This window comes from Massilia sp. TSP1-1-2, from assembly GCF_049896185.1.
Taxonomy (GTDB): domain Bacteria; phylum Pseudomonadota; class Gammaproteobacteria; order Burkholderiales; family Burkholderiaceae_D; genus Telluria_A.
This window is the reverse complement of the sequence record NZ_JAFCTU010000020.1, coordinates 71,569-83,954: the sequence shown is the minus strand read 5'-3', so window position 1 is coordinate 83,954 and position 12,386 is coordinate 71,569. Positions and strand designations below refer to the sequence as shown.

Genomic DNA, 12,386 nt, shown 5'->3' with positions numbered 1-12,386 from the left:
ATTCAACCGCATACGCCGCTTGCCAGCGCCCGTACGCTGGATAGCGGTATCACGTGTCCGGGACGACGACGCAGTTTGACGCCTCACTGAATCTAAGGAGAATGAAATGATGAATTCCATGAACACCATGCTAATGCCCTTCTCGTCCGGCAGCCGCGCTTGCGATTGCAAGAGTCCGAAGGTTCACAAGGTTCCACGCATGCCAGTCATGATCGATCAGCAAAACGCCGACCCAACCGATGTGCGTGACCTGACCGGCACAGCGTTGCACACGGTCGTCGATCATGACGCGATTGACGGCAAGATGTTGAATTTATTTACGAGCAAAATCCAGGCGGAAGAGTTTGCTCGATCCACACCGCAGAGAAAACCATCCGCGTATGCGCTCAGCCGCCGTGAGCAACAGCGAAGCAAGCTAGCAGCGACGAGCGCTGAAGCGGTGAAAACAGCGAAATCAGCAGAAACAGCAGTTCCACCCGACGGCGGCTACATGGAACTGTATGAACATATCGATTTTGACGGGTGCAGCTGGCGGCTGTTAGAGCAGGACAACCATACAGTGGGAGACTATAGCAATCTATGGGCTTGCGGATTTCTGTGGTGGGGTTGGAAGAACGCGAACGACGTCGTCTCGAGCATGGATATTACGGTCAGCGCCCGTTTTGTTGTCTTCTTTGATGCGCCCAATCTGGATTACGGCGATTTCACCAATACGCTCTGGGTACCAGGCAATTCCTGGGTGCCAAATCTGGTGCCTCACGGCTGGAACGACCGGATCACGTCGCACATGCTCTGGTATTGAGTGGCCGCCGGCAAGGCGATCGACTATACGCCGTCTGGTGCCGGCGTCTTGTCCTTGTACTCGCACAGGTCGGCGATGATGCAGTTCCAGCACAGCGGCTTGCGCGCAATGCAGGTGTAGCGGCCGTGTAGGATCAGCCAGTGATGCGCGTCCAGCAAAAACGCTTTGGGCACGAACTTCATCAGCTTGTTTTCAACTTCGATCACGTCTTTGCCGGGCGCGATCCGGGTCCGGTTCGAGACGCGGAAGATGTGCGTATCGACCGCCATCGCCAGTTCGCCAAAGGCGGTATTGAGCACCACGTTGGCCGTCTTGCGGCCCACGCCGGGCAGTGATTCGAGCGCCTCGCGCGTGCGCGGCACTTCGCCGCCGTACTGCTCGACCAGAATCTGACAAGTGGCCATCACGTTCTTGGCCTTGGTCGGGTACAGGCCGATGGTCTGGATGAACGACTTGAGTTCGTCGATGCCCAGTGCCAAAATAGCCGCCGGCGTATTGGCCACCGGGTACAGCTTGCGTGTGGCCTTGTTGACGCCCACATCGGTGGCTTGCGCCGACAGCAGCACGGCAATTAACAGTTCGAACGGCGTGCTGTATTCGAGTTCGGTTTTTGGATTCGGGTTCGCTGCGCGCAGGCGCTCGAAGATGGCTTGCCGTTTTGCGGGATTCATTGGCCTGCCGCTTTCTGGCGCGCGCGTTCCATGGCCGCTGCGATGATGGCGCGCTTGCGTTCTTTTTCGGCCAGTTGTTCCGGCGTGTTCGCTTCCGAGGCGGTGACTTCCTTCATCTTGGCGACGGCTTTGGCGGCCAGGCGCGCATCGTTTTCGTCGCGTTCGCGCTGCAGGCGCAGCGTGCGGAAGTCATGCCGCGCGCGGGCCGCGTCGGCCTGCGGCTGGGTCCAGGCGTCCCAGCCGGTGCGCTCGCCCGTGACCGGCATCATCGAGATGCAGTCGACCGGGCAGGGCGCCACGCACAGGTCGCAGCCGGTGCACAGGCTGGGCAAAATCGTGTGCATTTGCTTGGCCGCGCCCAGGATGGCGTCCACCGGGCAGGCCTGGATGCACAGCGTGCAGCCGATGCACAGCGCTTCGTCGATAAAGGCGACCGGACGCGGGCGTTCAATGCCGTTGACCGGGTTGATCGGAATGGTCGTTCTGCCCAGCAGGCCAGCCAGGCTGGCCACGCCTTCCAGGCCGCCCGGGGGGCACTGGTTGATGTCGGCCGTGCCGTCGGCAATCGCTTGCGCATAGGGGCGGCAGCCCGCGTACCCGCACTTGGTGCACTGGGTTTGCGGGAGGAGGTCTTCGACCTGGTCGGCGAGGGTTTTGGTCACGGCGCGCGAGTGGGTAGCAAAGCGTCATTATAGTCGTCTGGGCGCCGGCGTACATGTAGGGCCGATAAGCGACGGCGCAATCCGCCACGCGCCGCCGTCGGCCCATGGCAGATTGCGCTATCGCTTATCCGCCCTACGGTTTTGCCCATGCGTATGGGCGAAAAAAATGCCGCGTCGCGGCGGCATTTTCTTTCAAGCGAATGACGATCAGCCATGTTCCTTGATGAAGGCGCCAATTTTTGGGCAAATCACATCGCGCCAGCGGCGGCCGGAAAAAATGCCGTAGTGGCCGCAGCCAGGCGCCACAAAATCCTGCTGCATGTTGGCTGGAATGCCCGAACACAAATCATGCGCCGCCTGGGTCTGGCCGGCGCCCGAAATATCATCGAGTTCGCCTTCGACCGTAAACAGCGCGACCGTGGTGATGTCTTGCGGACGCACCAGGTTGCCGCCCACGACCCAGGTGCCCATCGGCAGGCTGAATTCCTGGAACACGGTCTTGATGGTGTCGAGGTAGTACTCGGCCGGCATGTCGAGCACGGCGTTGTACTCGTCGTAGAAGCGGCGATGGCCTTCCGCAGGATCGTCGTCGCCCGTCACCAGGTGCATGTAGAACTCGCGGTGGCTTTGCGCGTGCCGCCCCGGATTCATGGCAATGAAACCGGCGTGCTGCAAAAAGCCCGGATAGACGCGCCGTCCGTAGGCCGGATAGTTCGACGGCACCGCGTAGATGACGGTGTTTTCGAACCACGAAAACGGCTTTTCAATGGCCAGGTCGTTGACTGCGGTCGGCGACTTGCGCGGGTCGATCGGGCCGCCCATCATCGTCATCGTCTTGGGCAGTTGCGGATCCTTGGCCGTGGCCATCAGCGAGATCGCGGCCAGTACCGGCACCGTCGGCTGGCACACGGAAATGACATGCAGATCGGGTGCCAGCAGGCGAATGAAATCCTGCACGTAGTAGATATAGTCGTCCAGGTGGAAAGCGCCTTCTGACAGCGGCACCATGCGCGCATCGGTCCAGTCGGTGATGTACACGTCATGGTCGGTCAGCAGCGAGCGCACCGTGTCGCGCAGCAGCGTCGAGTGGTGGCCCGACAGCGGCGCCACCAACAGCACTTTTGGTTGCTGCAGCTTGGCATACTGCTTGTCGGTCAAGTCTTTTTTAAAGTGCAGCAGCCGGCAAAAAGCGCGTTCGACAACCACTTGTTCCAGGATGCCGACGGTGTCGCCGTTGATCGTGGTGTCGCGGATGTCAAAGGCTGGCTTTTCGTAATCCTTGCCCAGGCGGTACATCAGTTCGTATCCGGCGGCGATGCGCTGCGCAAAGGGCGTGTGTGCCAGCGGCGAGACCGGATTCGTGAATAATTTGGATGAAGCGTCAGCCCACTGCATCAGCGGCGTTAGGAATGAGCGTTGCATCTCGTGCAGTTGGTAAAGCATACATATTCCTTCAAGATAATCGACACGTCTGCAATCGTTTGCAGGGTACGCAGATTAATTATAGGCTATTTGGGCGGCGGGTTTGCAATTCTGGGTGCTTGAGAGAAATTGAACATTCTGTAAATTTCGCGTAAGCAAACCGTGATCGATATCCAGTTTTAACACAAAATGGTGCAGTGCGTTTATGAGCTACCTAACGCAAATTGAAAATGCCCCGGCTGGACGGGGCATTGTTGCGTGCGAGTTACTGAACGATATCAGTCAAATACGGGACTCTCGACACCGAGGATCTTGTGCAGTTTTGGCGACGTGGTGGTGTACTGCATGTGGATCTTTTTATCCGGGAAGATGTACGGCGCCGCGCCGAAAGCGGCCAGCGCCGCCTCGTGAAAGCCCGACAGAATCAGTTTCTTCTTGCCCGGATAGGTGTTGATGTCGCCCACGGCAAAAATGCCCGGCACGTTGGTCTCGAACTTTTCCGTGTTCTGCACCTTGAGCTGGCGCCGCTCGATATCGAGGCCCCAGTCGGCGATCGGGCCCAGTTTCGGCGACAGGCCAAAGAACACCAGCAGCATGTCGAGCGGCACGCGGCGCGTGACGCCGTCCGCACCGGTGACTTTTACTTCCGTCAACTTGTCATCCTTGGTATCGAAACCGGTGACTTGGCCGATGATCAATTGCATTTCGTAAGCGTCGCACATTGCCTTCATCTTGGCGACCGAGGCCGGCGCGGCGCGGAAATCTTCGCGGCGGTGCAGCAAAACAACAGATTCGGCCTTGCCGACGAAATTGAGGGCCCAGTCGAGGGCCGAATCGCCGCCGCCGCAGATGATCAGGTTCTTGCCCTCGAACTGGGACGGATCCTTGACGCGGTAATGCAGCTGCGAGCCTTCGAATACGTCGATGCCGTCGACCTTGATGGTGCGCGCCTGGAACGAACCGACGCCGGCGGCAATGAAGATGGTCTTGGTGATGAAGCGCGTGCCGGCCGAGGTTTCGACATTGAAGCGGCTGTCTTCGCGGCGCTGCACGAGCGTCACTTCCTGGTTCAGGTGGAAGGTCGGCTCGAACGGCTCGATCTGCTTGAGCAGGTTGTCGGTCAATTCCTGGCCGGTGCATACGGGCACGGCGGGGATGTCGTAGATCGGCTTGTCAGGATACAGTTCCACGCACTGGCCGCCAACGGCCGGCAGCGAGTCGATGATGTGGGCCTTGATCTCGAGCAGGCCGAGTTCGAACACCTGGAACAGGCCGACGGGGCCTGCGCCAATGATCACGGCATCGGTATCGATGGCGCCGGCAAAAGAACTGTTGGCAGCGATGCTGCCCGCTTCGTGGGTGGTTGACATGCGCACTTCCTGTAGGTGTTAAACGGTAATACGGGCACGGTTGCCCCAAGCGCCCGCAGGCGCGCCGGGCGGCGGCGCCGGGAGAATCTAGCGGACCAGCTGGCCGAGCTTGTCCTTGACGTCTTTCCACTGCTCGGCGTCAGGCAAGGCCGCCTTGGTCTTGGTGATCGACGGCCAGTTGCGCGCCAGTTCAACGTTGATCTTGATGAAAGCTTGCTGGTCGGCCGGCACATCTTCCTCGGCGAAGATGGCGTTGACGGGGCATTCGGCCACGCAGACGGCGCAATCGATGCACTCGTCCGGGTCGATGGTCAGGAAATTTGGGCCTTCCCGGAAACAATCGACCGGGCATACATCGACGCAATCGGTGTAACGACAGCTGATGCACGATTCGGTGACAACGTGGGTCATAACAGTCCTATCAAATGAGGGGTGCTGCGCGTCGACGTGCGTACCGCCGCCGTCTGCTAAAGCAAAGCACTGTATTTTAAGGCAATTCGCCTGTTCCCACAAATTAGGCTTAGACACAATACACATAAGCAAATGCGCGCGCCCCCACCGATGTTGTCGATACTTTAACGGCAAAAGCCGCACAAGTGCGGCTTTTGCAGCGTGGGCATGCTCTATAGGCCGGGGTCGTCCGGGGCCGGTTCGGGCAGCAGCGGCGGCGCGCTCGCGCCGCGCCCGTGCGTGGCGCACCACTGCGCCAGCGCGTCCAGTTCGGCCGCCAGCAGCCGTTCAACGTCATGGTATTCGGCCAGGTTCATGGTCCCGCAGCAGGCGCTCCTGTCCTGCACTGCGTCCGGCGCGTCCTGCACCGCCGGCAACAGGTCGGTCCCGGCCACATGGTCTTCGGTCAGCGGCACGGGCGAGCGCACCACCTCGCGCAGCACGAAGCGGTTGCGGATCGCATTGCGGTAGTCGACCGGCTTGCCATCCTCGGCCACGGTGCGCAGCATGGCGTTGACCACGTCCGCATAGGTGGCGGCGTGATCGGGCGCGGCGATCAATGCGCGCAGCAGCGCCGAGCGCAGGTAGGCGGCCACCTCGTGCAGGACCGCGGCGCAGTCGCGCAGGGCCGGATTGCGCTCAAAGGCGAACAGGTCGGCCAGGATGTCGTAGACGGCCCCGGTGAACACTTGCGAAATGGCATGCACTTCGTTGCCGGCCTGCGACAGCGTGATGTCGTTGTCGGCGTTGCGCAAACCGTTCGAGCGGCCAAGCGCCAGGCCGAACTCCTCGGCGATATCGGCGAGGAAGGTTTTGTCATGCAGGCGCGCCTTGGTCTGGGCCACGATTGCCTCGCACTGGTCAAGCTGGGACAGGCACAGGAAAATGGCGGTTAGGTCGCCAAAAGCTTCGTGCAGGCCGCCGGTCTGGGGCGGATTGTCGGCCAGCAGCCACTCGGGCTTCAAGCCGTCGAGCACGGCGTGGCCGGTTTCGTGCGAGACGATGTCGAACGAGCGGCAGGTAAATACCCGTTCGGCCTGGCCGCCGGGAATGAAGTCGCCAAATTTCAGGCAGCATTGCGAGCGGCTGTAGAACGCGTTCATCACGTTGGGCAGCCCATACGGAAAAATGTCAATCGGCGCCACGTCGGCGCTGCTGTTCCATTGCCACGGCAGCGGCGTGTCGTCGCTGCCGTCGGCCAGCGCGCGCTGGTACATGGTAAGCGTCTGGCGCACCACGGCGTAGGTGTGCACGGCATCAAACTGGGGCGTGTCGGGCATCGTGACAAAGTCGCCGAACGCATTCGGGCTGACCGGCGTGATGCCCGGCTGGCCGAACATGATGCGCGCGTCGCGCGGGCCGTCGAGCACCAGGCCGGGCAAAAACACTTTGCGGGTGCCGATTTCGCTGACCGACGGGTCCTGCTTCCACATCAGCACGCGCGCCCCGATGCCGAACGGGGAGGGCGGCTCCGCGCCCAGGCCCACGCGCGGGCGACCGGGTTCGAGGATCAGCGCTGCGGCCTTGCGGTGCTGGCGATATTGCGCGCTGGGGGTGGGGATATAGCTGACCGGCGCAGCAGTGCGCTCCGGATGCTCGGCATCGACCAGGGTGACGCGACTTTCCATACAACCTCCGCTAGTGTTCGGCCGAATCCTACGGCCCTAGCGGAAATAGTGCAGCCCCAGGCAGGCTCATCCTTTGATCCTGATCAATAGATTGTCGTTATAGAAAGAAAAGCGCGGCCATCGCCACCAAGGTCGGCGGCAGCGCCCCGGCCAGCAGGCCGGCCACGCCGATCGACTCGTCGGCAAAGCCGTCGCGCAGCAGCGAGACGCCGGCCGGGTTGGGGGCGTTGGCGATCACGGTCAGCCCGCCGCCGGCCACGGCGCCGGCCACCAGCATGTATTTGGCCTCATCGCTCATGCCCGCGATGAGCGAACCGAGGTAGGTCAGCGCGGCATTGTCGGTCACCGCCGTCAAGGCGGTGGCGCCAAGGAACAGGGCGCCCGGTTCCAGGCTTGAGACGATCGGCTGCAGCCACCATTGCTGCATTCCGCCCAGCACCACTAGCCCGGCCAGGAAAAAGCCCACCAGCAAACCTTGCTTGAGGATCAGCGGATTCTGATACTGCTCGTAGGCGGTGGTAAAGCCCAAAAAAAACATGAACAGGCCCATGAAAATGACCGGGTGATGTGCGAACCCCACCACGGCCGCGAGGAACAGCAGGTGAATGGCCGAGACCAGCAGCGGGATGGGCGCGGCGGGGGCCGCGTGCGGGTCGTCGGCCCCGACGTGGCGGCGCAGCAGGATGGTGACGGCGGTGGCGTTGATGACGACCGCCAGCGCCGCCTTCCAGCCGAAAGTGGCAGCCATGAAGGCGCTGTCCCAGTGCCAGGCGGCGGCCACCATCAACACCGGCGGCGCGGCAAACGAGGTCAGCGTGCCGCCGATTGAAATGTTCACGAACAGCACGCCGAGCGCGGCGTACTTGATCCACTCCGGCATGCCGCGATCCTGGCGAAAGATTTGCGGCCCCAGCATCAGGGCGGCCAGCGTCATGGCGGCCGGTTCCGTGATCAGGGAGCCCAGCAGCGGGACCATTGCCAGGCACAGCCAGACCCGCACCAGCGGCGTGCGCAGCGGCACCAGGCTGGCGAGAGCGGCAATGGCCGCGCGTATGCTTTCGAGCACCGGCTTGGATGCGGCCACGACCATGATGACGAATACGAACAGCGGCTCGGTGTAGGTGCGGCTTTCGGCATAGGCGATGGCTTGCTCGCCACCCGAGACAAAGGCGATGGCGATGATGAGGATGAAGGCCCACAGCCCGAACACCACCTCGACCTCGCCGAAAAAATGCCACAGGCCCGCGTGGCGCGGGAAGCGGTCGGCCAGGCGCTCGAACGACTTGGTGGCGAAGGTATGCGCCAGGGCGAGTGCGAACAGGATGGCGGCGATCAGCTGGAGGTCGGTCATGGGCGCTGGTGATGGACGGTGATTGACGTGATCGCATTATAGAGTGCGGGGCGCCGGTGGTATCATTGCCGAAATTGACACGGGAAGATTTACATGGCAGACATCAGCATCGTACAAGAACACAAACTGACGCACAAAAAAGCACGCGAGGCGGCGCAGAAGGTAGCCGACGTGATCGCCGACGAATACGGCCTGGAATGCGAATGGGAAGGCGACGTGCTGCGGTTCGAGCGCAGCGGCGTGCAGGGGCAATTGACGCTGGAAAAGAAGAAGGCCGAGATGTTTATCCGGCTGGGTTTTTTGATGAGCGCATTCGCGCCGACCATTCAGGCCAAGGTGGAAGAGAACATGAAAAAGGTGTTCGGGGCGGCGTAGAAGCGCAACGGCACGTAGGCACGTAGGGCGGAAAAGCGCAGCGCATTGCGCCACGCGCCGCCAACGGCTCACGGCGCAATGCGCTGACGCTTTTGCGCCCTACCGATAGAAAAATTTAGCCCTTCAAATCCTCGATCAGGTCGATGTACTGCTGCATCGCTTCATCCTTGCTGGTGCCCTTGAGCGCCTCCCATGCATCGAACTTGGCACGCCCGACCATGTCGGTAAAGCCGGGGCGCTTGCCTTCTGCGTCGCCCGTTGCCGCCTGCTTGTAGAGCGCATAAATCTTCAGCAGCGTCATGTTGTCCGGACGCTCAGACAGATTCTTCGAATCGAGCTGGGCCTGGTCGAACTGTTCTTGCAAACTCATAAAGTCTCCTGGTGGCTAGTGATATTGATGTAATACTGGCGGCTGGAAAATTGTCGCTAGAGTAATGTGCCTACAATCTTATCGCAACAATAAACATATTGCGCTACATAATAGAACTACCGCTGTTTATTAGAGGAGATGCTCCATGTTGTCGAAAGCTCTGTCCGCATTTAGCCGCAAAAAGATGTCTACTGTCGATACCGCCTGGCTAAGGATGGATTCTGATGGCAACCTGATGATGATCGTGGGCGTGTCCATGCTCAGCAAACCGGTCAGCGTGGAAGGCCTCAAGCACGCGCTCGCGTTGCGCTTTCTGGTCTATAGCCGCTTTCGCAGCCGGGTCGTGACGGACCTGTCGGGCTCCTGGTGGCTGGAGCAGGAAGTGGACCTGGATAACCATGTAGTGCACACCGCGCTGGCCTCGAACAAGGACAAGTCGAGCAACAAGCCGGCCCTGCAGCAACTGGTGGGCAAGCTCTCGCAGCAGCCGCTCGACCCGGAAAAGCCGCTGTGGCAGATGCACCTGGTCGACAATTGCCTCGGCGAAGACGGCAAGCTGCGCCAGGCCTTGATCATCCGCATCCACCACTGCATCGCCGACGGCGTGGCGCTGGTGGGCGTGTTTATGTCGATGTTCGACGAATCGAAGGACGAGCCCGAGCACCAAGTGCCAACGCCGCGCGCGGCGGCCGCCTCGTCGGCCGCGGCCGAAGAAAATCCGTGGGAGCAGATCATGCTGCCGGTGACGGCCGCCTCGATCAAGGCGATCGATTTGTCGTCGAACGTGTTGCTCAAAACGCTGGGCATGGTGACCGACATGGACAAGCTGCCCGGGCAGATTTCCGCGCTCGGGCACACCGCCGGCCAGTTGGCGATCGACGCCATCAAGCTAACCACGATGGAAGAAGACAGCCGCACGCGATTGAAGGGCAAACCCAACGGCATCAAGCACGTGTCGTGGAGCGAGCCGCTGCCGCTGGCGGAAGTGAAAGCCATCGGCAAGGCCTTTGGCTGCTCGATCAATGACGTGCTGATGGCCAGCGTGGCCGGGGCCCTGCGCGCTTACCTGCGCGAGAAGGGCGACAGCATCGAGCATGATTGCGACGTGCGCGTGATGGTGCCGGTGAACTTGCGCAAGCCGAGCCGGCGCCAAAAGCTGGGCAACGCCTTCGGGCTGGTGCCGCTGGTGCTGCCGGTCGGCCTGGAAGACCCGGTCGCGCGCCTGTTCGAGGTGCGCCACCGGATGAATGAACTCAAGGGCAGCTATACGGCGCTGGTGGCCATGTCGGTGCTCGGTGTGCTGGGCGCGACGCCCAAGCAGGTACAAAACGAAATCCAGAATTATTTTACGCGCAAGGCGACGGCCGTGATGAGCAACGTGCCCGGCCCGCAGCAGCCGCTGTACCTGGCCGGCAGCCAGCTTGACCAGTGCATGTTCTGGGTGCCGCAGTCGGGCGACATTGGCATTGGCGTATCGATTTTGAGCTACAACGGCGGCGTGCAGTTCGGCATCGTCACCGACGACGCGCTGGTCAAGGACCCCGACAACATCATCCACCGCTTCGCCCCCGAATTCGAAAAACTCGTCATGCTGGCATTGATGGGTGAGTGGGAATAAAACGCTTATCCAGCCTGGTAAACCACCCCCGGGGTCAGTTCCCCCATTACGACACAACCTCGTCTGTAATGCAGCTTACAGACGAGGCCGTGTCGTAATGGGGGAACTAACCCCGGGGGCGATGTTTTACCTGGGTTGCGCGGCGTTCGCTTCTTTTTCTGCATGTTTTTCTGCTTCACTGTCGCGAAACGGGTAGGTGGCCACGGCCACCGCTCCCTTGCCGACCATGACGCCGCCCTTGACCGCCGCCGAGCCGAGCGCGACGCCGGTGCCGACGACCGCCCCGGTCACCGCGATGACCGTGCAGCCGCCCAGCGCTGCCAGCGCTATCGCCAGCAGCGCGGCGCGGGCGGCGTGCATGCTTATACCGCCAGCAGTTCGACGTCGAAAATCAAGGTCGCGTTCGGTGGAATCGCGCCGCCCGCGCCGCGCGCGCCGTAGCCCAGCGCCGCCGGGATCGTCAGCGTGCGCGCGCCGCCAACCTTCATGCCTTGCACGCCTTCATCCCAGCCCTTGATGACCTGGCCGGCGCCCAGCGAAAACTGGAATGGGTCGTTGCGGTCTTTGCTCGAGTCGAATTTGGCGCCCTTGGTGCCGTCGTCGTTGCGCAGCCAGCCGGTGTAATGCACGGTCACGTGCTGGCCCGCTGCAGCTTGGGCGCCGTCGCCGACGGTGGTGTCTTCGTATTGCAGGCCGGAGTCGTTAGTGATGATGGACATGATATTCCTTGCGTGTTGGATGATTGGCGATTGTAGACGATGGCGTTCCAAAGCGCTATTCACGCCTCGCGCGCGCGAATTTCGATTATGCTTCGGTCTCATTGTCTTTTTTGAACGATTTTTCCATGAGCCAGCCTACGCTTCGCCCCGTCGTCACCGCCTACCGCCGCGCCTTGAGTTCGCAATTCAGTTTCAAGATCCTGCGCATGTCGTTCGTGCCGCTGCTGCTGTCGCTGGTGATCGGTTTTACGATCCTGTATTTCGCGGCCAATCCCCTGATGGACGTGATCCAGTCGATTTTCTCGCGCTACAACCTGAACGACTATACGGGCGCCAGCATGTTCAAGATGATCGTGGTGCCGCTGATCCTGATGGTGCTGCTGCTGCCGCTCACGCTCGTCATCGTCACCCTGATCATGAACGTGGCGGCCATGCCGGCCATCGTCAAGCACGTGGCCGCGCGCCAGTATGCCGGCCTGGAAGAAAAAAAGGGTGGCACCATGACCGGCGGCCTGTGGCTTAATCTGGTCACCATGCTCAAGTTCGTGCCAATCTGGCTGGTCACGCTGCCGCTGTATATTTTTCCGCCGCTGGCCATTGCGGTGCAAGTGATCCTGTTCGGGCGCCTGAACGCGCGCGTGATGGCCTACGATGCGCTGGCCGACCATGCCAGCGCCGAGGAGTTTGCCGCCATCGTCAAGCTGCATGCGCGCGACCTGACCACCATCGGCGTCATCTCCGGCGCCTGTGGCGCCATTCCCGGCCTGGTGTGGCTGGGCGGCGCCATCACGCTGATGTTCCCGGTCCTGGCGCCGCTGTCGATCTGGCTGTTCATCATGGTGTTCATTTTCACGGCGCTGTGGTTCCAGTACTACTGCATGCAGGCGCTGGAAGAACTGCGCGCGGCGCGGCGCGGCAAGGACGCGGTAGCGGTCCATGACTGAGCCG

Annotated in this window: 14 protein-coding genes; 4 read left to right on the top strand and 10 right to left on the bottom strand. The window is 61.4% G+C overall.

What is annotated here, in order from left to right; translation table 11 throughout:
• Positions 1 to 106: 106 nt before the first annotated feature.
• The gene (locus ACP7BV_RS17475; protein WP_426105618.1) at positions 107 to 802 is read left to right on the top strand and encodes a hypothetical protein; all 696 of its coding nucleotides are present in this window, start codon (positions 107 to 109) and stop codon (positions 800 to 802) included.
• A gap of 23 nt (positions 803 to 825) precedes the next feature.
• Here the strand turns inward: ACP7BV_RS17475 and nth are convergent, their stop codons facing one another.
• From nth to ACP7BV_RS17440, 7 genes are all read right to left on the bottom strand, one after another.
• Positions 826 to 1,473 (bottom strand): endonuclease III, encoded by a 648-nt coding sequence (nth, locus tag ACP7BV_RS17470; protein ID WP_426105616.1) that lies wholly within the window; start codon positions 1,471 to 1,473, stop codon positions 826 to 828.
• Positions 1,470 to 2,135 carry an electron transport complex subunit RsxB gene (gene rsxB, locus ACP7BV_RS17465; RefSeq protein WP_426105615.1) on the bottom strand — a complete coding sequence of 222 codons (666 nt, stop codon included), beginning with the start codon at positions 2,133 to 2,135 and terminating at the stop codon, positions 1,470 to 1,472. Before rsxB ends, nth begins: the two co-directional genes overlap by 4 nt.
• A 207-nt stretch (positions 2,136 to 2,342) precedes the next feature.
• Positions 2,343 to 3,578 carry a polyhydroxyalkanoate depolymerase gene (locus tag ACP7BV_RS17460; RefSeq protein WP_426105614.1) on the bottom strand — a complete coding sequence of 412 codons (1,236 nt, stop codon included), beginning with the start codon at positions 3,576 to 3,578 and terminating at the stop codon, positions 2,343 to 2,345.
• A gap of 257 nt (positions 3,579 to 3,835) precedes the next feature.
• Complete coding sequence (locus ACP7BV_RS17455) at positions 3,836 to 4,927, bottom strand: NAD(P)/FAD-dependent oxidoreductase (RefSeq protein WP_426105612.1); 1,092 nt, start codon at positions 4,925 to 4,927, stop codon at positions 3,836 to 3,838.
• A gap of 87 nt (positions 4,928 to 5,014) precedes the next feature.
• Positions 5,015 to 5,338, bottom strand: coding sequence for a ferredoxin FdxA (fdxA, locus tag ACP7BV_RS17450; RefSeq protein ID WP_426105610.1), 324 nt, complete (start codon positions 5,336 to 5,338; stop codon positions 5,015 to 5,017).
• 212 nt (positions 5,339 to 5,550) lie between these two features.
• Positions 5,551 to 7,005, bottom strand: coding sequence for a hypothetical protein (locus tag ACP7BV_RS17445; RefSeq protein WP_426105609.1), 1,455 nt, complete (start codon positions 7,003 to 7,005; stop codon positions 5,551 to 5,553).
• A 97-nt stretch (positions 7,006 to 7,102) separates the two neighbouring features.
• Complete coding sequence (locus tag ACP7BV_RS17440; RefSeq protein WP_426105608.1) at positions 7,103 to 8,356, bottom strand: putative Na+/H+ antiporter; 1,254 nt, start codon at positions 8,354 to 8,356, stop codon at positions 7,103 to 7,105.
• Between the two features lie 93 nt (positions 8,357 to 8,449).
• Here ACP7BV_RS17440 and ACP7BV_RS17435 point away from each other — a divergent pair, with 93 nt between their 5' ends.
• Entirely contained in the window at positions 8,450 to 8,731 is a 282-nt protein-coding gene (locus ACP7BV_RS17435) for a polyhydroxyalkanoic acid system family protein (RefSeq protein WP_426105606.1), read from the top strand.
• 115 nt (positions 8,732 to 8,846) lie between these two features.
• Here ACP7BV_RS17435 and ACP7BV_RS17430 read toward each other — a convergent pair whose 3' ends face one another.
• Complete coding sequence (locus ACP7BV_RS17430) at positions 8,847 to 9,101, bottom strand: acyl-CoA-binding protein (RefSeq protein WP_426105605.1); 255 nt, start codon at positions 9,099 to 9,101, stop codon at positions 8,847 to 8,849.
• A 145-nt stretch (positions 9,102 to 9,246) separates the two neighbouring features.
• Between ACP7BV_RS17430 and ACP7BV_RS17425 the strand changes: the two genes are divergently transcribed.
• Positions 9,247 to 10,719 carry a wax ester/triacylglycerol synthase family O-acyltransferase gene (locus tag ACP7BV_RS17425; protein WP_426105604.1) on the top strand — a complete coding sequence of 491 codons (1,473 nt, stop codon included), beginning with the start codon at positions 9,247 to 9,249 and terminating at the stop codon, positions 10,717 to 10,719.
• A 126-nt stretch (positions 10,720 to 10,845) separates the two neighbouring features.
• Here the strand turns inward: ACP7BV_RS17425 and ACP7BV_RS17420 are convergent, their stop codons facing one another.
• Positions 10,846 to 11,079 (bottom strand): hypothetical protein, encoded by a 234-nt coding sequence (locus ACP7BV_RS17420; protein WP_426105603.1) that lies wholly within the window; start codon positions 11,077 to 11,079, stop codon positions 10,846 to 10,848.
• A 2-nt stretch (positions 11,080 to 11,081) separates the two neighbouring features.
• Complete coding sequence (locus ACP7BV_RS17415) at positions 11,082 to 11,438, bottom strand: FKBP-type peptidyl-prolyl cis-trans isomerase (RefSeq protein WP_426105602.1); 357 nt, start codon at positions 11,436 to 11,438, stop codon at positions 11,082 to 11,084.
• Positions 11,439 to 11,563: 125 nt separating this feature from the next.
• On the opposite strand from ACP7BV_RS17415, the gene ACP7BV_RS17410 reads away from it, so the two are divergent.
• Complete coding sequence (locus tag ACP7BV_RS17410; protein WP_426105600.1) at positions 11,564 to 12,382, top strand: EI24 domain-containing protein; 819 nt, start codon at positions 11,564 to 11,566, stop codon at positions 12,380 to 12,382.
• Positions 12,383 to 12,386: the final 4 nt, after the last annotated feature.

Coding starts and splice junctions, on each gene's coding strand:
- ACP7BV_RS17430 (WP_426105605.1), bottom strand. CDS start 9,101: ATGAGTTTGCAAGAACAGTTCGACCAGGCCCAGCTCGATTCGAAGAAT.
- ACP7BV_RS17420 (WP_426105603.1), bottom strand. CDS start 11,079: ATGCACGCCGCCCGCGCCGCGCTGCTGGCGATAGCGCTGGCAGCGCTG.
- fdxA (WP_426105610.1), bottom strand. CDS start 5,338: ATGACCCACGTTGTCACCGAATCGTGCATCAGCTGTCGTTACACCGAT.
- ACP7BV_RS17455 (WP_426105612.1), bottom strand. CDS start 4,927: ATGTCAACCACCCACGAAGCGGGCAGCATCGCTGCCAACAGTTCTTTT.
- ACP7BV_RS17410 (WP_426105600.1), top strand. CDS start 11,564: ATGAGCCAGCCTACGCTTCGCCCCGTCGTCACCGCCTACCGCCGCGCC.
- nth (WP_426105616.1), bottom strand. CDS start 1,473: ATGAATCCCGCAAAACGGCAAGCCATCTTCGAGCGCCTGCGCGCAGCG.
- ACP7BV_RS17415 (WP_426105602.1), bottom strand. CDS start 11,438: ATGTCCATCATCACTAACGACTCCGGCCTGCAATACGAAGACACCACC.
- ACP7BV_RS17440 (WP_426105608.1), bottom strand. CDS start 8,356: ATGACCGACCTCCAGCTGATCGCCGCCATCCTGTTCGCACTCGCCCTG.
- ACP7BV_RS17475 (WP_426105618.1), top strand. CDS start 107: ATGATGAATTCCATGAACACCATGCTAATGCCCTTCTCGTCCGGCAGC.
- ACP7BV_RS17445 (WP_426105609.1), bottom strand. CDS start 7,005: ATGGAAAGTCGCGTCACCCTGGTCGATGCCGAGCATCCGGAGCGCACT.
- ACP7BV_RS17435 (WP_426105606.1), top strand. CDS start 8,450: ATGGCAGACATCAGCATCGTACAAGAACACAAACTGACGCACAAAAAA.
- ACP7BV_RS17460 (WP_426105614.1), bottom strand. CDS start 3,578: ATGCTTTACCAACTGCACGAGATGCAACGCTCATTCCTAACGCCGCTG.
- ACP7BV_RS17425 (WP_426105604.1), top strand. CDS start 9,247: ATGTTGTCGAAAGCTCTGTCCGCATTTAGCCGCAAAAAGATGTCTACT.